Raw genomic sequence first — 19,605 nt, forward strand, 5'->3', positions numbered from 1 at the left:
ACAATAAAAAATAAACAAATTGGCGATCATAGTGCCTTCATCTATGCTATTTTCAAATACCTGTGCAGATAAAGGATGATCTGAAATGCGGCGTAATATTCCCTCTTTACAGGCCTTGCTCTGCTTTGAGTCGGCAGCCAAGCATTGCAGTTATACCCATGCCTCGCAAGAACTGTTTATTACCCAGAGTGCGGTTTCCCGGCAAATCCAGCAGCTGGAAGAATTTCTTGGCTTAAGCCTGTTTATCCGGACCCGGCATGGAGTCGAACTGACGCCTGCAGGACAGCATTATTATAAAAGTATCAAACCCTATTTACTGGGGCTGGAGCAAAGCACGCTCGATGTGATGTCGCATAAAGGATTAGGTGGCACCTTAAAACTGGGTGTGGTACCGACCTTTGCCACGCGCTGGCTGGTGCCGAAGCTGCATCGTTTTAACCAGCGCTATCCGGAAATTACCATCCATTTGGAAACCAGCACCAAGCCGTTTTTATTTAATGAAAATATTTTTGATGCGGCCATTTATGCGGGCACGCAGCAGCAGATTGATCATTGGCCCGGAATCCACACCCATTTTTTAATGAAGGAAGATGTGGTGCCTGTGTGCTCACCGCAGCTGATTGCCCGGCATTTTCCTGCGGCACAAAAAAGCCATCGCTATGGTTATAACCTGGCTGCTGAACAATTACAGCAACTGCCCTTATTACAGCAAACCACACGACCGACCATCTGGCAGGAATGGTTCCAGACCCAGCAGATTGAGCATGCCCATCCGTATGATGGACAGCGTCATGAACTGTTTTCGATGCTGGCTGTGGCCGCCAGTCATGGCATGGGCATGGCACTCATCCCGCAAATGTTGATTCAGCAGGAATTAACCAGCGGTGAACTGGTACTGGCCTCAGATCAGCAGCTCAGCGGCCGGCGCTCCTATTATCTGGTGCATTCTAGTCAGGAAAATTCAGTTTTAATTCAGAAATTTGTAGAATGGATGCAACAGGAAGTCACGCACAGTATCGCCACACAGGAATCTGCCTATGCCTAAACTGATTGTTTTCTCCGGTGCCGGAATGAGCGCCGAAAGCGGGATCAATACCTTCCGTGATAGTGATGGATTGTGGGAACAGCATCGGGTGGAAGATGTGGCCACACCGGAAGCTTGGGCCAAAAATCCGGCGCTGGTGCAGCGTTTTTATAATGAACGGCGCAAAAATATTCTGAATGCCCAGCCCAACGCGGCCCATCAATTGATTGCCGAACTGGAACAGTATTTTGATGTGGCTGTTATTACCCAGAATATTGATGATCTGCATGAACGTGCCGGTAGCCAGCAGGTATTACATTTGCATGGCAATATCCGGCTGGCCAAAACCTCCGGTCCCGATGCACAAACCACTACCCGCTTTTACCCGGTTGAAGGCGCCGAGCTGGATTTGGAACGCGATGTTTGTGACGCGGGTTATCCGCTACGGCCACACGTGGTCTGGTTTGGTGAAGCGGTACCAGCCTATGCACAAGCGATTGAATGGGTGCAGGATGCCGATATTTTTATTGTGATTGGCAGCAGTCTGGCGGTCTACCCGGTGGCTGGTCTGGTTCATGAAATTCCGGCCAGCTGTCAGGCCTTTTATATTGACCCGAAAGCCAATCAGCAGCGTTTACCGGCGCAATATGAATGTATTGCCGCCACTGCAACCCAAGGTTTGGCACAGTTAAAGCCACGTCTGCTGGCGGCCCTGTAAGTTGAATCAAAACCCTCAGCCAAACACAAAAGGCTCAAAGCCAATATATGACCTTGAGCCTTTATTGTTTTACTGAAGCAGTCAGTGTCTTAACTGACTTGGGCAAAAACCGCTTCCGGTGGTGTTACTTCACTGACCAGATTATGCAGGGCGAAAATTTCATCCAGCTGTTCCTGAGTCAGCAACTCCTGATCCAGTACTACCTGCTGAATGGTTTTGTTTTCAGCAATACACAGTTTCCCGATTTCATCACATTTGGCATGACCTAGAATCGGATCTAGCAAAGTGACAATACCAACGCTACGCATCACCGCATCATGGCAGGCCTGTTCATTGGCCTGAATGCCCTGAATACATTTTTCATCCAGACTTTTCATGGCCTGAGTCAATAACTGAATCGATTCATGAATCGACACGGCAATCACCGGTTCCATTACATTTAACTGCAACTGCCCGGCTTCGGCTGCCATGGTCACGGTCAGGTCATTGCCAATCACTTTAAAGGCAATCTGGTTCACCACTTCCGGAATGACCGGATTGACCTTGGCAGGCATGATCGAAGAACCGGCCTGCAACTCCGGTAAACGGATTTCCCCCAGACCGGTACGCGGGCCAGAACTTAATAAACGCAGGTCATTACAGATTTTCGATAATTTCACTGCCAGACGTTTCAGTGTGCTGGATAAAATGATGAACACCCCACAGTCGCTGGTGGCTTCAACATAATCTTCTGCGCCAATTAACGGCAGGCCGCTAATCTCTTTTAAAGCCTGCACCGCTTCCTGGGCATAGCCTTTGGGAGTATTTACACCCGTACCAATCGCGGTAGCGCCGAGGTTAATTTCCAGTAACAACTGACGGGTCCGGTCAATCAGTTTTAAATCTTCTTTTAACAAGGTGGCAAAGGCACGGAACTCCTGCCCCAAGGTCATCGGCACGGCATCTTGCAGCTGGGTCCGGCCCATTTTTAATACATACTGAAATTCAGCTACTTTCTTGTAGAAACTGTCAATCAGGTTACGCATCTGCACGAACAGATCATCCAGACTGTAATAAGTCGCTAAACGCAAGGCTGTTGGATAGACATCATTGGTGGATTGCGACTTATTAACATGATCATTCGGATGAATGGAAAAATAACTGCCTTTTTCCAGACCCAGATGTTCTAAGGCAATATTGGCAATCACCTCATTGCTGTTCATGTTAATCGACGTTCCGGCACCGCCCTGATAAACATCTAAAGGGAAATGCGCACGCCATGCAGCAGGCTGTTCAATCAGCTGGTCACAGGCATACTGAATCGCCTCAGCCACCTGCGGGGAGATTTTTTCAAACTGTAAATTGGTTTGTGCAGATGCTTTTTTCACTTGCGCCAAAGCACGAATGAAATGCAGGTTTTCACCGACCTGCTGATTGGAGATCTGGAAGTTCTCCAAGGCACGCAAGGTATGAATACCATAATAACTGTCTGCCGGCACTTCTTTAGCACCTAGCAAATCATGCTCTATTCTTGTTTTCTCTGTCTGAACCGTAATCACACTGTTTACTCACTATTTCGCACCAATATTGTGCATAAGAAAATCTTAAACCTGTGCCAGCCTGAAACTACACAAGATTGATACGCTTTTTGAAATATTTAATTACACATTCTTTCTGAATGTACGGGATGTAACATAATGTAAATTTACTCCATTTTTAAGCCATATTTAACAGATTCTCTCCATATTTGCAAAAATAAAAATATTCACCGCTTTATTCAAAATTTTGACTTAATAATTTTCCGCTCATTGCTCCCATTTTTTCAATTGTATCTAAAGCTACAAACTGCAACATAAGACCGCTATAAATCCCGTCGAAATGTTACAGAACGTAATTTTAATTCCATGCTTGAATCAGCTCCTTGAAAAAATGCGCAAAAAATCATCTCGGATGGATGAACGCTTACAGACAAAGGATGGGCATATGAGTCAACTGAATCCCACATTAATTACCTTTATATTTTATATCGTGGCCATGATCGGTATCGGGCTGTATGCCTACAAGGCCACCACAGATTTCTCGGATTATATTCTTGGGGGCCGCAGTCTGGGCAGCGTGGTGACTGCGCTTTCTGCCGGCGCATCGGATATGAGCGGCTGGCTGCTGATGGGTTTACCCGGTGCAATCTATCTGGCCGGATTATCTGAAGCCTGGATCGCCATCGGCCTGATTATTGGTGCATGGTTAAACTGGCTTCTGGTCGCCGGGCGTTTGCGGGTTCATACCGAAGTACAAAACAATGCCCTGACCCTGCCGGATTATTTCACCAGCCGTTTTGGCGACCGCAAGAAAATTCTGCGCGTCAGTTCAGCACTGGTGATTCTGGTATTTTTCGCGATTTACTGTGCATCCGGCATGGTGGCCGGTGCGCGTTTATTTGAAAGCCTGTTTGGCTGGTCCTATACCACGGCGCTGTGGATTGGCGCGATAGCCACCATCAGCTATGTCTGTATTGGCGGCTTCCTGGCAATTAGCTGGACCGATACCTTCCAGGCCGGGCTGATGATTTTTGCCCTGCTGATTACTCCCATCATGACCTATCTGGCACTGGGTGATCATAGCCAGCAGATTGGTCTGTTACTGGAAACTGCGCGCCCACATGCCACGCAGATGCTGTCCGGTTTAAGTTTTATTGCTATTTTATCTTCTTTGGCATGGGGCTTAGGCTATTTTGGACAACCGCATATTCTGGTTCGCTTTATGGCAGCCGATTCGGTCAAAACCATTCCGGCGGCGCGTAAAATTGGTATGAGCTGGATGATTCTCTGTCTGGGCGGCGCAGTTGGTGCCGGTTTCATTGCCATTGCCTATTTCCAGCAATTTCCAGAACTGGCGACTGTGGTGAATCAGAACCCGGAAACCGTGTTTATGGAGCTGACCAAAATCCTGTTTAATCCGTGGATTGCCGGGATTATTCTGGCCGCCATTTTAGCCGCGGTGATGAGTACGCTCAGCTGTCAGTTACTGGTCTGCTCCAGTACCTTAACTGAAGATTTGTACAAAGCCTTTTTACGCAAAAATGCCTCACAAAAAGAGCTGGTCTGGGTCGGCCGTTTTATGGTGCTGTTGATTGCAATGCTGGCAATCTGGCTGGCCAGCAATCCATCGAGTAAAGTCCTGGGGCTGGTGGCCTATGCCTGGGCCGGATTTGGCGCGGCTTTTGGTCCTCTCATTATTCTGTCGCTGTTCTGGAAACGCATGACCCTGAAAGGCGCGATTGCCGGGATGCTAGTCGGTGCGATGACCGTGATTGTCTGGAAAAATGTCATGGCCGATACCGGACTCTATGAAATTATTCCCGGCTTTATTCTGGCCAGCCTGAGTATTGTAATAGTCAGTCTGCTCGACCGGGCACCAAGTACAGAGGTGATTGAGCGCTTTGAACAGTCAGATGCCGAGTACAAAAAAGCCATGCAGGAAATGAACAGCTAGCACAGCAATCTACCGAATTGATTGATCATCCATAAAAAAGGAGCTTCGGCTCCTTTTGGGTTTTAACGGAAAATACAGACAAAGATGACGGTTTATTTGGCCTTGTGCTGGTATTTCAGTTTTAGCTGCGAGCTTTCCTTAATCACTTCCATCACCGGATAACTGCGGGTTTCTTTCACCCCCGGCAACTGCCATAAAATTTGCCCGGAAATCTTACGGAATTCTTCCATATTGGCGCAGCGGATTTTGACTACAAAATCAAAACCACCACTAATCATGTGACATTCCACAATTTCCGGATGCTGCAAAATCGCATCTGAAAATTCTTCCAGTACATTCGGCGTGGTTTTATCCAGCAGAATTTCCACAAATACCACAAAGCTGCTATTCAGCAACTCCGGATTCAGCTTGGCTTCATAGCCCAGAATAAAACCATCTTTGCTCAGTTTCTGTACCCGTGCCAGCGCAGCAGTTGGCGATAAATTGACGGCTTCGGCCAGTTTAATATTTGAAATCCGGCCATCTTTTTGCAGAATATCCAGAATTTTAATGTCAGTGCGATCTAGACTCATCATTCCATTCATAATCCGTATTTATCTCTAAAAATAACAAAAATTATAGTGAGTTATTTGGCATATTTTCTGTGATCATAAATTATATAAGGTACACCATTCAACTAAAATATATCGTCACAGGATGTTGGCATGAACATGATGGATAGCGAAACCCATTTCGACGACGCAAAACCGCATTTGGATTACATCACTGAATTCAAAGAAAAAAATGAGGCAGAAATTGCCATTAATACGGCATGGCGTCGCCCTGAAAGTGAATGTGTCAGCCATTTACTCGAGCACAGTGAAATTCCTGATGCACTGAACAGCCAGATTTATGAGCTGGCTTTTCAGCTGGCCCACTCCCTGCGTGAACGTAAAAATTCCAGCGGTAAAGCCGGTCTGGTGCAAGGCCTGTTGCAAGAGTTCTCCCTCTCTTCACAAGAAGGCATCGCCCTGATGTGTCTGGCCGAAGCGCTATTACGTATTCCTGATACCGCAACCCGTGATCTGCTGATCCGTGACAAGATCAACCAGGGCAACTGGAAAGAGCATTTAGGTCAAAGTAACCTGATGTTTGTGAATGCAGCGGCCTGGGGCTTAATGCTGACCGGCAAGCTGATGGAAACCCCGAAACAGAACAGCTTAAGCGGTATTCTGACTGGCCTGCTGGCGCGCAGTGGCCGTGGTATTATCCGTAAAGCGGTAGATGTGGCGATGCGGATGATGGGCGAGCAGTTCGTGACTGGTGAAACCATTAGCGAAGCCCTGCAACATGCCGAACCTTTAGAAGAAAAAGGTTTCCGTTATTCTTATGACATGCTCGGTGAAGCAGCCCTGACCGAACACGATGCAGAGCGTTATTTTGATGACTATCAAAATGCCATCCATGCCATTGGCCAGGCCTCTAAAGATAAAGATGTTTATACCGGCCCGGGGATTTCGATCAAGCTCTCTGCCCTGCATCCACGTTATCAGCGTGCCCAGATTGACCGCGTGCATACCGAACTGTATGACAAGGTGCTGCAACTGGCGGTGCTGGCCAAAGACTATAATATTGGCCTGAATATTGATGCCGAAGAATCTGAACGACTGGAAATGTCTTTAGAGTTGCTGGAGCGTCTGTGTTTTGAACCGGCACTGGATAACTGGAAAGGCATTGGCTTTGTGATTCAGGCCTACCAGAAACGCTGCTTCTATGTGGTAGATTATGTGGTCGATCTGGCCAAACGCAGCCAGAAACGCCTGATGATCCGTCTGGTGAAAGGCGCCTATTGGGACAGCGAAATCAAGAAAGCGCAAATTGATGGCATGTCGGATTATCCAGTCTTTACCCGTAAAGTGCATACCGATCTGTCCTATATTGCCTGTGCGAAAAAATTACTGGCGGCACCGGAACAGATTTATCCACAGTTTGCGACTCACAATGCCCAGACGCTGGCCACGATTTATCATCTGGCCGATCCAGCGCGTTACTACGCTGGCCAATACGAATTCCAATGCCTGCATGGCATGGGCGAGCCATTATATGAAAATGTGGTCGGCTCGAAACAGCAGCAGAAGCTCGGCGTGCCGTGCCGTATTTATGCGCCGGTCGGTAACCATGAAACCCTGCTGGCCTATCTGGTACGTCGTTTGCTGGAAAATGGTGCCAACACCTCTTTCGTCAACCGTATTGCCGATAAGACCCTAAACATTGAAGATCTGATCGAAAATCCGCATCAGACCATTTTAGCCACAGCTCAACAGGAACAGAAAGTCGGCCAGAAACATCCGGCAATTCCCTTACCGCATGAGTTATATGGCGAGCAGCGCGACAACTCTGCTGGACTGGACTTAGCCAATGATCAAGACTTGGCGGCATTAAATGCAACCGCGCAGAGTTTGCATCAGCATCAATGGACTGCCCAGCCGATGGGTGAAGGCTTAACCGCCGAAGACAGTGCCGATGTACACGCGATTTTAAACCCGGCTCAGCATCAGGATATTGTTGGTCATGTACAAGAAGCCACAGCAGCACAGGTCAATCAGGCCCTAGAAAATGCGGTACAGGCACAAGCCGTCTGGGCCAATATTTCCAAACATGAACGCGCACAATGTCTGGAACGTGCTGCCGATTTAATGCAGGCACGCCTGCAACCGCTCATGCTGCTCCTCTGCCGCGAAAGTGGCAAGACCTATGCCAATGCCATTGCCGAAGTGCGTGAAGCAATTGATTTCCTGCGCTACTATGCCGCGCAAATGCGTGATCTGGACATCAATACCCAGATCATTCCGCTAGGGCCGGTGCTGTGTATCAGCCCATGGAATTTCCCGCTGGCGATTTTTAGCGGCCAGATTGCCGCAGCGCTGGTGGCTGGCAATACCGTTCTGGCCAAACCGGCCGAGCAGACCCCACTGATTGCAGCACAAGCGGTGCAGATTTTATGGGATGCTGGCATTCCGCAAAATGTACTGCAACTGCTGCCTGGACGCGGTGAAACGGTCGGTGCGCAGCTGAGTCAGGATGAACGGATTCAGGGCATTATGTTTACCGGCTCGACCGAAGTCGCCAAAATCCTGAATCAGACCGTGGCCAAACGTTTAAGCCAGACCGGTAGTGCTATTCCACTGATTGCGGAAACTGGCGGACAAAACGCCATGATTGTTGATTCTTCAGCCCTGACCGAACAGGTGATTCTGGATGCGGTCAGCTCTGCTTACGACAGTGCCGGACAACGCTGCTCTGCCCTGCGAATTTTATGTGTGCAGGAAGATAATGCCGACACGGTACTGACCATGCTCAAAGGTGCCATGCAGCAGTTACGCGTGGGTAATCCTTATTTGCTGAAAACCGACATTGGTCCGGTGATTGACCTGGAAGCGCAGAACAATATTGAGCGTCATATTGAAAAAATGCGCATTAAGGGCTATCCGGTGCATCAGTTGATGTGGAATAAGCAAAGCGATGCAAGCTTGCAACACGGCACTTTTGTACCACCAACGCTGATTGAACTGCCGCATCTGGATGATCTGGAGCGCGAAGTGTTTGGCCCGGTACTGCATGTGATTCGCTACCGTTATGGACAGCTTGATCAACTGCTGGCGCAAATCAATGCCAAAGGTTATGGCCTGACCATGGGCTTGCATACCCGTATTGATGAAACCATTCATAGCGTGATTGCCCAAGCCGAGGTCGGCAACCTGTATATCAACCGTAATATTGTCGGTGCTGTGGTCGGGGTGCAACCTTTTGGCGGCGAAGGCCTGTCCGGGACTGGACCTAAGGCCGGTGGACCACTGTATCTCTACCGCTTAATGCAATACTGCTCGCAGAAAAAACTGGCTCAACCATTTGCGGCGCAGACTCTACATGCAGCAGCAATGCCTGCCCTGTATAACCAATTGGTGGACTGGGTACAGGCCGAGTTCCCGCAGCAGCTGATTCAACTACCGGAGAAAATTGCCACGGGTCAGAGCTTCAATCTGACTGGTCCAACCGGTGAAAGTAACCAGTATACGATTTTGCCACGCCATGCCGTGCTATCCCTGGCCGAACAGGAGCTGGATCAGATTCATCAGTTACTGGCGATTTTTGCAGTCGGCAGTCAGCCGGTGGTTCTGACAGAAAACCGCTTCATGCTGAAATATCTGCCGAAAATGCCGCCAGAGATTGCCCAGCGGATTCGCGTGATCCCAGACTTGCTGCATGGCGATTATGATGCAGTGCTGCATCATGGCAGCTCGGCGCAATTGCTGGAGTTACAGCAAACGGTAGCGCAGCGTGCCGGAGCGATTGTCGGCATCAGCCATCTCAAACCGAATGATCCGAAAATTCCGCTGGAACGTCTGGTGATTGAACGGGCCATCAGCATTAATACTGCTGCGGCCGGAGGGAACGCCAGCCTGATGACGCTGGATTAAAGCCGCTCCTTTTCATGGTGTTATTCCTCTTTGCCAAACCAACTCTCCCTGGTCTCTGTTGGTTTGGCTTTTTTTATCTTTGCTCTCACAAGTGATCTATTTCCCGGCTTTAATCTGCCGATCTGTTGAGCCGAAGCTCGATTTCTTCCCTCACGCTACCGCAATTTAAGGTTTGCACAGAATATCTTTAGGCATCTGCCTGAAACTTTGTTACCATCCCCTGTCTCAATGGGTTTGTGATTTTTACTGCATATGACTTCATCTTATCAGCAACAACTTGATGCCAAAGTTGCACGTATTTCTGCACAGTTTGCCGAATTTAATCCTCCAGCATTGGAGGTGTTTGCCTCGCCTGAACAGCATTTCCGTATGCGTGCAGAATTCCGGATTTGGCATACCGAAGATGACCTGTTTTATGCCATGTTTGAACGCGATGAGCAGCAGAACAAAAAAGTCATTCGAATTGATGAATTTCCAATTGCCGATGCCAGCATCAACCAGTTAATGCCGGTACTGCTGAATGCCTTAAAAGCAGAACCGCTGTTATCCAATCGCCTGTTTGAAGTGCATTTTCTGGCGACCTTAAAAGGTGAAATGCTGGTTTCACTGATTTATCGCTGTCCATTAACTGCAGAGTGGGAAGCGCTGGCCAAACAGCTGGCCGAGCAACTGCAGATTAAAATTATTGGCCGGAGCCGTGGCCAGAAACTGGTACTGAGCGATGAGTTTGTGGTGGAAGAACTGCAAGTCTTTGAACGCCAGTATCAATACAAACAGATTGAAAGCAGCTTTACCCAGCCGAATGCGCGCGTTTGCCAGCACATGCTGGAATGGGCCTGTACAGCCGCCGGACACGCCAATCAGGACCTGTTAGAGCTGTACTGTGGCAATGGTAACTTTACCCTGCCGCTGTCGACCCGTTTTAATCGCGTCTTAGCCACAGAACTGGCCAAATCTTCAGTCTATGCGGCGCAGTGGAATATTGAGCAGAACCAGATTGACAATATTCAGGTGGCGCGTTTATCTGCCGAAGAATTTACCCAGGCCTACAATGGCGAGCGTGAATTCCGCCGTTTGCAGGAAGCCGGCATTGAGATGTCTAGCTATCAGTTTGACACCGTGTTTGTGGACCCACCACGTGCCGGTATTGATGCCGAAACCTTAAAACTGCTACAACGTTTTGAGCGGATTATTTATATCTCCTGTAATCCGGATACGCTGCATGACAATTTGCAGACTTTGGCCAGCACCCACAAGATCACCCAATTTGCCTTGTTTGATCAATTCCCTTATACCCATCATGTGGAATCTGGTGTCTTACTGGAAAAGATCTAAAACAATTTGTTTCAAATTATATTATTCAGTCCGAAAAGGAAGATTTTTTAATCTTCCTTTTTTCTTATAAAAACAAGCAACTTAGTTATAATCAAGGCTTATAGCCATCATAATTACGTTTAAACTGTTACAAGCTATCGAAATTTCTAGAGTCTGTTTGCTGCTTTTATCACTTTAGTCGACTTGCATTAATTTTTAAATTGGCTATATTTCGAGCTATGTTAGGTTGCAAATGAAGTCTCTATGAGTTTTTGGCAAAAGCTGTTCGCTCAGGAACAGCAAAACGAGCATAAGAATCAGATTGCTTGTGTTGAAAATGATTGCTCTTGTAAGACAAATGAACAGCTTCTTGAAGCTTTAGCAAAAGCGACAGATGAAGATGTGATTATCGGTATTAAAAAGGTTCTCGCTTCGCGCGGCTATAGCCGTAAAGAGTTGAATGAACTTCAACATTTACCCCTGCAATAGCAGAGTCTGACCACAGAAAAAGGCATTTAGAATTTCTAGGTGCCTTTTTTATTGGTCTGATTTTAATCAGATTTCTTAGTTTTGAAATTTTTTTCATGTATGCTCAAGGGCTTAGATCAGTCTTGATCGTATTTTTAATTCAATACATAACAATAAGGATACCGCTATGAATAACAAAATGATCGGCGCTCTTACCCTTCCACTGCTCTGCCTGGCCCTCACAGGCTGCGACCGTATGCCGGCAGAATGTGAAGAAGCCTGGGACAAGATGGACAGCTTGAGCACAAAAATGGGGCTTTCGGAAGAACAACGTCAATTCCAGAAAAAACAGTTTGAGGCCGGAATCAAAGAAATGTCGACTGAAGATGCCAAACGCCTCTGCAGCCAGCAAACCTAGACCTTAGGCATTATTGGCCAGTAGATTTTTCTGGCTCAGTCGCGCAGGCTGAATCATCAATATACGCCAGCATCGGGCCAACTGCGCGGTACTGGCGATGGCGTTTTAAGGCCGCAATATACACAGAAGATACTGAACCATCCAAGTACAGCGCATTCGGTGTCTTAAGCTGCTGCTGAAACAGCCGGGCAAAGTCATAAAAATTTATTGGCTGCTGGCTGATCACAAAATACAGGGTGGCGTCTTTCAGCCCAACGCCATTGCGGATTTTTCTGGAATCGGAATCCGGAATAAAGTTTGGGTTAATTTTTCCGTCAATCACCAGCATCGGGCCAGATTGGGTGGCATATTTCGGTTGCACATTGGCCTGCTGATACTGCTGGGTGATCATCAACAGTGGCTGCTTGTCCCAGGCCAGTACCCCATTCGGCTGAATCAGAAAATTGCCCCAGCCTTGGGTCTGGGTATTTAACTGGCTTACCCTCTTGCCCTCTTCAATATACAGCCCGACGGGTGCATAATCGGCATGGAACATCCCGGCATTCATGGCAAATTCCAGCTGCTGGCACGGTTGCAGATCATCCTGGAGCGCAGTGAAATAACGATAGGGCTGCTGTGCTGTATTCTTTAATACCAGCTTCAGCTGCGCCATTGATCGGATTTCCGTGACATCAAAATCACCCAGCCTATGTTTCAGCTGCCAGCTGTGGATTTGCGCCTGTGCTTGCGCCCAGTTTGCACTGCAAGCACTCAGCAGAATCAGCAGTTTTAACAGCGGCTTGGCCGTGACTTGCGCAAAGTACTGTCCTAACTTTTTCATTACAACTGTTCCCTGTTCATCGTTGTATAATTCAGCCATTCTTGTCGCCACCCTGTCGATTCTTGTGCCAAGAAGCAGTACACTAGAGCTTTAAAATACACCTGTCACTTTACTAATGTCACAATGCTCAAGCAGAACACACGGTTCCCTTTAGGGGCGCATCTGATTGTCAAACATTTCGGCTACACCCACCACGGGATTTATGCCGGACGTGGTCGTGTTATTCATTATTCCGGTTTTGCGCATTTATTTAAAAAACATCCCATCGAAATCACCAGCCTGGACAAGTTCAGTCATGGCAAACCGGTGCATGTGCAGCATTATGATCAACCCAAATATAAAGGCCGTAAAGTGGTGCGCCGGATGCGTTCACGGATGCATGAAAATAATTATCACCTGATTATCAACAACTGCGAACATTTATGCACCTGGGCCATTACCGGCGTGGAAAGCAGTCCGCAAGTCTTCCGGATGATGAACCGCTTAACCACCATTGGTTATGTCAGCTCCTTAATGAGCTATATGAACAGCATGATGCTGACCCTGACCACCACCTGTTTTGCCCTGGTGCTGTATATTAAAAAGAAATTGCGCGACAAAGCCAAAATGCAGATGCCGACCCATCTGTTTTATAAACACGATGAAAAGAAATAACACACCGGATCATCTGTAAATCAAATTTTTTTTAATTTAACGTGCTACTTCCTTTCAACGTTTACTTTCCATTTTCAACACCGCATAAAAAAGCCCGCTGAGTCCAGCAGGCTTTTTCAATCATCTAGCAAAATGCGCTTTTATTTGCCCGGTTTGAAGCTGTCTTTTAAGTCCAGAATACGGTTAAACACTGGTGTTTCGCTGGAATGATCATACTGATCTGCCACGAAATAACCTTCACGTTCAAACTGGAAACGATCTTCTGCTTGCGCTTGCGCTAAAGCCGGCTCAATAACCGCTTGTACCACTTTCAATGAGTCCGGATTCAGATTCGCCAGGAAGTCATCGCCGACTTCTGGGTCAGATTCGGTGAATAGACGGTCGTAAATACGCACTTCAGCTTTCACGCCTTTAGTGGCAGATACCCAGTGAATCACACCTTTCACTTTACGGCCTTCCGGATTCTTACCTAAAGTTTCAGGGTCGATTGAACATTTCAGCTCAATAATTTCACCCTTGTCATCTTTAATGATTTCGTCGCACTTGATCACATAAGCATGACGTAAACGCACTTCACCGCCCGGAATCAGACGTTTAAAGCCTTTCGGTGGCTCTTCTTCGAAATCTTTACGGTCAATATAGATTTCAGAGGTTAGCGGAATGACACGCTCGCCCATATCTACGTTTGGATGGCGCGAATGAGTCAGATCCATTTCTGCTGGCAGATTGGTTAACGTCACTTTTAATGGATTCAGCACGGCCATACCACGCGCTGCGGTATTTTCTAGCGACTGACGGATGCAGTATTCCAGCATTGCCACATCGACAATCCCGTCAGACTTCGACACACCAACGCGCTTACAGAAATCACGCAAGCCTTCCGGAGTAAAGCCACGACGACGCATACCCACTACAGTTGGCATACGCGGGTCGTCCCAACCCTTAACAAAACCACCTTCCACCAGACGGCGCAGCTTACGCTTTGAGGTAATGGTGTAATCGACGTTTAAACGGCTGGATTCATACTGACGTGGTACCGCCGCTGATTTTACCTTTTCCACCACCCAGTCATAGAACGGACGGTGATCCTGGAATTCAAGCGTACACAGTGAATGAGTAATGCCTTCAATCGCATCGGATAATGGATGCGCATAGTCGTACATTGGGTACATTTTCCATTTGTCACCGGTCTGGTGATGCTCGGAATGTAGCACACGGTACAAAATTGGGTCACGCATATGTACGTTTGGCGATGCCATATCAATTTTGGCACGCAATACCGCCTGACCTTCGCCCAGCGCACCATTACGCATCTGTTCAAAACGCGCCAGGTTGTCTTCTACAGACGCATCACGGTATGGTGAGTTTTTACCCGGCTCGACAAATGAACCACGATTCAGCTTGATTTCTTCAGGAGTTTGCAAATCGACATAGGCATCACCCTGTTCAATTAACTGCACCGCCCAGCTATACAACTGGTCAAAATAGCTCGACGCATAGCGTGGCTCGCCATTCCAGTTAAAGCCCAACCATTTCACGTCGTTGGCAATACCATCTACATATTCTTGTTCTTCGGCATCCGGGTTGGTATCGTCAAAACGTAAGTTACATAAACCGTTAAATTCTTCGGCAATCCCGAAATTCAGGCAAATTGCTTTCACGTGACCAATATGTAAGTAACCGTTCGGTTCTGGTGGAAAACGTGTGATCACTTTTTCAGTACGGCCTGCTGCCAGATCATCGGTAATGACCTGACGCACAAAATCTAAGCCCGGCTGTTGTTCTTGCTGCGCAGCATCGACAGAGGCATGGTTACTTGGTGTCGGGGTGTTAGGCAGAGATGAAACAGCATCATTCGGCTTCATAGTTAATAAATCACTTCTAGATAAAAATTTAGGATAATTAAAACGCTATTCCCACTTTTTAACAAAGAAAATAACGTTTTTACTTGCCTTGTAGTTTACAGTTTGCTTATGCTTCTCTCAACCAAAAAACCCATGGCTTTTTTGTCCATGATTAGGAGATAACACAATGAGTTTTCCTCAAGTCGAATTAAACACCAACAAAGGTCGTATTGTTCTTGAGCTTAACACTGAAAAAGCACCTAAAACTGCTGAGAACTTCCTTCAATACGTTCGTGACGGTTTCTATGATGGCGTAATTTTCCACCGTGTCATCGATGGTTTCATGATTCAAGGCGGCGGCTTTGATGAAAACTTCAAAGAGAAAGCAACCCGTGATTCAATCGAAAACGAAGCAGACAACGGTCTGAGCAATGACGAAGGGACCATTGCAATGGCGCGTACCCAGGCTCCGCACTCTGCATCTGCTCAATTCTTCATTAATGTGAAAAACAACTCCTTCCTAAACCACACGGGCAAAACTGCACAAGGTTGGGGTTATGCCGTATTTGGTAAAGTGGTTGAAGGTATGGACGTAGTTGCTGAAATCAAAGGCGTACGTACAGGCAACCGTGGTTACCACGCTGATGTTCCACTAGAAAATGTGGTGATTGAATCTGCCAAGATCATTTCTGAATAAGAATCCCTCTCAACCTCCCTTTATTTAAGAGCGTTGGGAGATTCCAAGGAAAAGATTGTGACCTATCTGTTTATTTCAGATTTACATTTGTCACCTGATCACCCTCGACTCGTTCGGGGGTTTTTAGATTTATTACGTGCTTATCAGAATCAAAACACCCAGCTGTATATTTTAGGCGACTGGTTCAATGCCTGGATTGGCGATGACTACACCGCCCCTTGGCTGGATGAAATTGTCAGCGCTTTAAAACAGTTTAATGCCGCAGGCAATCAGCTGTATTTTCAGGTCGGCAACCGCGATTTCGCACTGCATAAGGTTTTTTTACAGCAGTTTAACGGGCAATTATTACCTGAAATTGACACCCTCACTATTGGCCAGACCCGCTATCGTCTGGAACATGGCGATGCCTTGTGCACCGATGATGTATCCTATCAGCGCTTTAAAAAAGTTATCCGTCATCCGCTCGTGCTGCGTCTGTTAAGAAAAACTCCGCTGTCCTTTCGCAGCAAACTGGCCAACGGTTTTCGCAAACAAAGCCGCGCTTCTAAAGAAGTTAAATCGTATGAAGTGATGGATGTGAATCCGGCTGCGGTAACGCAGGCTTTGGCCGAGGTGGATGTACTGATTCATGGTCATACCCATCGACCAGCCATCCATGAGCTGAATGGCAAAAAGCGGATTGTGCTGGGGGACTGGCGTGCGCATGAGGCACTGATTCTGGAAATTGATCCTGAACAGCCTACCACTCACCTGCAACTGAAACGCTGGACCTATTAAGCAGCAGGTGGATGACTATAAATCCCCACCTCTGCATCATCTGTCAGGTTAATAATGACCGCTTAATACCCCCCTTCAGGTTTTACCCAGCTCGCTCCGGTTTTATATTTGGCCAGCAGCTCACGCAAGGAATTCATTAATACGCTGGTATCGACACCGACAGCGACAAATTCGGTACCCAGTTCAATATATTTTTGCGTCACGTCATGTTGAGTCGATAAAATCCCGGCCGCTTTACCCGATGCGCGAATTCGTTGAATTGCATCAACCACTGCGTTTTGCACGTCAGGATGGTTCGGATTGCCTTCATAACCCATAGTGGCAGATAAATCTACTGCGCCAATAAATACCCCATCAATGCCCTCGACTTTTAAGATGTTATCCAGATTTTCCAGCCCTGTAACTGACTCAATCTGAATCAGCAAACAGATATTTTCATGTGCAGTGGCATAATAATCCGGAATACTGTTCCAGCGTGTGGCACGTGCCAAAGCCGCACCTACACCGCGAATCCCTTCCGGTGGATAACGCACTGCTTTAACCATCAGTTCGGCCTGCTCCACGGTTTCCACCATCGGAATCAATAAGGTTTGTGCGCCAATATCCAGCAACTGTTTAATAAGCTGCACACTGCCAATTGGCGGACGGACCACCGCCTGTGACGGATAGGCCGCAATACTTTGCAGCTGGGCCAGTGTGGTTCTTAAATCACTGGGCGCATGTTCCCCATCAATCAGCAACCAGTCATAACCGGCATTGGCCGCAATTTCAGTGCCATAGGCATCGGCCAGACCGACCCATAAACCAATCTGCTGCTGGGTTTTTAATTTATGTTTAAAGTGATTACGATAGTCCATCGACAGGCTCGCTATAGTCCACACCTACTTCCATTAAATGCCGATTTTTAAAAATTGCCAATATTCAAAACCGCTGTTGTGATTTGATTTAACACTTAATCGGGCAATAACTGAAAATACGGTGAGCACATTTTAAGGTTAATTTTGACAATAAAATTGCAGCGAATATGCCATCAAAGCCATCAAAATGGCGTATGATGCTGAAGGTTCAGCCTTTCTCAATTTATCCTTATTGCTGGAGTATCTTTATGGATTTGCTCGACGTCGTACGCAGCCGCTATACCACCAAAGCCTATGATCCTGCAAAAAAAATTCCTCAAGAGCAGTTTGAACGCTTTCTCGAAATTCTCCGTTTTACCCCCTCTTCTATTAATATCCAGCCCTGGCATTTTTTTATTGCCGAGCATGATGCAGCCAAGCAGCGCATTGCCAAAGCCCTGGTCGGGAAATATGCCTACAATGCGCCTAAAGTCTTAGATTCTTCTCACACCATTTTGTTCTGTACCAAAGCCGATATTAGCGATGAACATCTGGACAATTTGTTGCAGCAAGATGATGTCAGCGGCCGTTTTAAAGATGCCAGCGCCAAGCAGGGCCAGAAAGACAGCCGTAGCGGATATGTGGATTATTACCGCAATGAAAAAGGTGATATTCAGCGCTGGGCCGAAAACCAGACCTTTATTGCCTTGGGTCAGATGTTGCTGGCTGCCGGTATTGAAGGTGTAGATGCCACCCCGATTGGCGGCTTTAATGAACAGATTCTGACGGAAGAACTAGAATTACAGGACAAGGGTTTAATTCCATCGGTGCTGCTGACCTTGGGCTATCGCAGTGAGCAGGACTTTAATGCTAAACTTCCCAAGTCACGCCTGAATAAAGATGAAATTTTCACCAAATTGTAAGAACTACATTACATAATACAGGGACGAAAGTCCCTGATTTCGGCTTGATTTTTGCTTTCCCTTTCACAACACAATAATAATAGACCGGAGAAGAAAGATGTCTATCCTTGCCCAGCTCCCAATGAAGTTTGAATGTCGTCAATGCAATAAACTGTATTTGCATCAATATCAGCAGGAAAAACGCCATTATCCTCATTGTCCGAGCTGCCAGAAAGCCGGTCTGCTACTGGGCATTGCCGAACTTCAGGACCTGATCAAACATCCGCTGATTTTTGCTGCCAGCTTCATCAAATTCAAGCCGTCATCGCATAAGCTAAACACATCACACTGATGATACCCAGACCCAGCCCGATGGCGGTGCTGGGTTTTAATTTTTCTTTAAAGAACAGCAAACCGCTGATTACCCCTAAAATCACCACCAGAATATTCATGCCGGCAAATACAACCGCCGGTGAATCTTTTAAAGCCATATGTGCTTTGACATAAAACGCGATATTGGCAAAATTCAGCATCCCCAAAATTAAGCCTGCCACTATATTTTTGCCACTGCCCCAGCTTTTGTGCTGAATCAGAATATACCCCAACGATAAAATAAAAGCGCAGATGAACATTAGGTTCAATACCAGCGCAAACTGCAGGCCTAAACCGGTGGTGTATTTCAGCAACACATCAATCAGCGCATAACCGACCCAGACCAAAGCCAAATACAGCATACCCGCCTGGGCGGACGATGCACCGCCACGATGCGAATATAAAATACACAGTACCGCTGCAATCCCCAACGCAATCCCGACAATTTTCAGGCTATTAAACTGTTCCTGGAAAATAAAATAGGCCGCAGTTAAAGACAGCACCACCGACAGCCGCTGGGCAATTTCGGTTTTTAAAATTCCGGCAGTTTGTAATGCTTTGGCTAAAAACAGGAATACGCTTGGCAATAATACCCCTAAAGCCAGAATCAGCAGCCACGGCGTGTCGGTGAGGGACAGCTGTTGTACATTAGGCTGAAACCACCAAAAACACAGCACACTGGCCGAGGCATAATTCCAGCTGATCATCTGCAAAGGTGAATAGCCGCGGTTCTTTGCGACTTTCAAGAGAATCGACACCACCACACTACAAATGGCCGCTGCTAAAATCAGTTCCATGATCTACTCTTATTTATATGCATTATTTGATCTGCT

At 47.0% G+C, this 19,605-nt stretch carries 18 protein-coding genes; 12 read left to right on the plus strand and 6 right to left on the minus strand.

The annotated features are described in order from the left end of the window. The first annotated feature begins 85 nt into the window (after positions 1-85). Together GA693_RS05935 and GA693_RS05940 are read left to right on the plus strand one after the other, a co-directional pair. Entirely contained in the window at positions 86-1,045 is a 960-nt protein-coding gene (locus GA693_RS05935; RefSeq protein WP_005178537.1) for a LysR substrate-binding domain-containing protein, read from the plus strand. After that, positions 1,038-1,742 carry an SIR2 family NAD-dependent protein deacylase gene (locus GA693_RS05940; protein WP_160241244.1) on the plus strand — a complete coding sequence of 235 codons (705 nt, stop codon included), beginning with the start codon at positions 1,038-1,040 and terminating at the stop codon, positions 1,740-1,742. Before GA693_RS05935 ends, GA693_RS05940 begins: the two co-directional genes overlap by 8 nt. Before the next feature lie 89 nt (positions 1,743-1,831). On the opposite strand, the gene aspA is transcribed toward GA693_RS05940, so the two are convergent. After that, complete coding sequence (gene aspA, locus GA693_RS05945) at positions 1,832-3,280, minus strand: aspartate ammonia-lyase (protein WP_160241243.1); 1,449 nt, start codon at positions 3,278-3,280, stop codon at positions 1,832-1,834. Positions 3,281-3,704: 424 nt separating this feature from the next. On the opposite strand from aspA, the gene putP reads away from it, so the two are divergent. Then, on the plus strand, positions 3,705-5,213 hold the full coding sequence (putP, locus tag GA693_RS05950; RefSeq protein WP_104489216.1) for a sodium/proline symporter PutP: 1,509 nt from the start codon (positions 3,705-3,707) through the stop codon (positions 5,211-5,213). Positions 5,214-5,305: 92 nt separating this feature from the next. Here putP and GA693_RS05955 read toward each other — a convergent pair whose 3' ends face one another. Further along, positions 5,306-5,788, minus strand: a complete 483-nt coding sequence (locus GA693_RS05955; protein ID WP_005178547.1) for an Lrp/AsnC ligand binding domain-containing protein — start codon at positions 5,786-5,788, stop codon at positions 5,306-5,308. A 129-nt stretch (positions 5,789-5,917) separates the two neighbouring features. On the opposite strand from GA693_RS05955, the gene putA reads away from it, so the two are divergent. The 4 genes from putA to GA693_RS05975 all read left to right on the plus strand — a co-directional run bounded on the left by putA (position 5,918) and on the right by GA693_RS05975 (position 11,870). Next, entirely contained in the window at positions 5,918-9,670 is a 3,753-nt protein-coding gene (gene putA, locus GA693_RS05960) for a trifunctional transcriptional regulator/proline dehydrogenase/L-glutamate gamma-semialdehyde dehydrogenase (protein ID WP_160241242.1), read from the plus strand. Positions 9,671-9,922: 252 nt separating this feature from the next. Then, entirely contained in the window at positions 9,923-11,005 is a 1,083-nt protein-coding gene (gene trmA, locus GA693_RS05965) for a tRNA (uridine(54)-C5)-methyltransferase TrmA (RefSeq protein ID WP_087662276.1), read from the plus strand. A gap of 243 nt (positions 11,006-11,248) precedes the next feature. After that, the gene (locus tag GA693_RS05970; RefSeq protein WP_005178553.1) at positions 11,249-11,473 is read left to right on the plus strand and encodes a hypothetical protein; all 225 of its coding nucleotides are present in this window, start codon (positions 11,249-11,251) and stop codon (positions 11,471-11,473) included. A gap of 166 nt (positions 11,474-11,639) precedes the next feature. Further along, complete coding sequence (locus GA693_RS05975) at positions 11,640-11,870, plus strand: hypothetical protein (protein WP_160241241.1); 231 nt, start codon at positions 11,640-11,642, stop codon at positions 11,868-11,870. A 10-nt stretch (positions 11,871-11,880) separates the two neighbouring features. Here GA693_RS05975 and GA693_RS05980 read toward each other — a convergent pair whose 3' ends face one another. Beyond that, positions 11,881-12,729, minus strand: a complete 849-nt coding sequence (locus GA693_RS05980) for a phosphodiester glycosidase family protein (RefSeq protein ID WP_160241240.1) — start codon at positions 12,727-12,729, stop codon at positions 11,881-11,883. A gap of 84 nt (positions 12,730-12,813) precedes the next feature. On the opposite strand from GA693_RS05980, the gene GA693_RS05985 reads away from it, so the two are divergent. Beyond that, a complete protein-coding gene (locus GA693_RS05985) occupies positions 12,814-13,344 on the plus strand; it encodes a lecithin retinol acyltransferase family protein (RefSeq protein WP_016659043.1) in 531 nt (176 codons plus the stop codon). A gap of 140 nt (positions 13,345-13,484) precedes the next feature. Here the strand turns inward: GA693_RS05985 and GA693_RS05990 are convergent, their stop codons facing one another. Then, positions 13,485-15,209, minus strand: a complete 1,725-nt coding sequence (locus GA693_RS05990; RefSeq protein ID WP_016659047.1) for a glutamine--tRNA ligase/YqeY domain fusion protein — start codon at positions 15,207-15,209, stop codon at positions 13,485-13,487. Positions 15,210-15,375: 166 nt separating this feature from the next. Between GA693_RS05990 and GA693_RS05995 the strand changes: the two genes are divergently transcribed. Together GA693_RS05995 and GA693_RS06000 are read left to right on the plus strand one after the other, a co-directional pair. Beyond that, a complete protein-coding gene (locus GA693_RS05995) occupies positions 15,376-15,885 on the plus strand; it encodes a peptidylprolyl isomerase (protein ID WP_005178561.1) in 510 nt (169 codons plus the stop codon). 57 nt (positions 15,886-15,942) lie between these two features. Continuing rightward, positions 15,943-16,662 (plus strand): UDP-2,3-diacylglucosamine diphosphatase, encoded by a 720-nt coding sequence (locus tag GA693_RS06000; RefSeq protein ID WP_160241239.1) that lies wholly within the window; start codon positions 15,943-15,945, stop codon positions 16,660-16,662. A gap of 62 nt (positions 16,663-16,724) precedes the next feature. On the opposite strand, the gene hpaI is transcribed toward GA693_RS06000, so the two are convergent. Further along, positions 16,725-17,519 carry a 4-hydroxy-2-oxoheptanedioate aldolase gene (gene hpaI / locus GA693_RS06005; protein ID WP_075166833.1) on the minus strand — a complete coding sequence of 265 codons (795 nt, stop codon included), beginning with the start codon at positions 17,517-17,519 and terminating at the stop codon, positions 16,725-16,727. A gap of 248 nt (positions 17,520-17,767) precedes the next feature. Here hpaI and nfsB point away from each other — a divergent pair, with 248 nt between their 5' ends. Next, complete coding sequence (nfsB, locus tag GA693_RS06010; RefSeq protein ID WP_005178567.1) at positions 17,768-18,421, plus strand: oxygen-insensitive NAD(P)H nitroreductase; 654 nt, start codon at positions 17,768-17,770, stop codon at positions 18,419-18,421. Positions 18,422-18,518: 97 nt separating this feature from the next. Beyond that, the gene (locus GA693_RS06015) at positions 18,519-18,752 is read left to right on the plus strand and encodes a hypothetical protein (protein ID WP_005178570.1); all 234 of its coding nucleotides are present in this window, start codon (positions 18,519-18,521) and stop codon (positions 18,750-18,752) included. Here the strand turns inward: GA693_RS06015 and GA693_RS06020 are convergent. Then, a complete protein-coding gene (locus GA693_RS06020; protein ID WP_104494872.1) occupies positions 18,715-19,569 on the minus strand; it encodes a DMT family transporter in 855 nt (284 codons plus the stop codon). The genes GA693_RS06015 and GA693_RS06020 overlap by 38 nt on opposite strands. Positions 19,570-19,605: the final 36 nt, after the last annotated feature.

Origin of the sequence: Acinetobacter indicus (genome assembly GCF_009914475.1) — a bacterium.
Taxonomy (GTDB): Bacteria; Pseudomonadota; Gammaproteobacteria; order Pseudomonadales; family Moraxellaceae; genus Acinetobacter; species Acinetobacter indicus.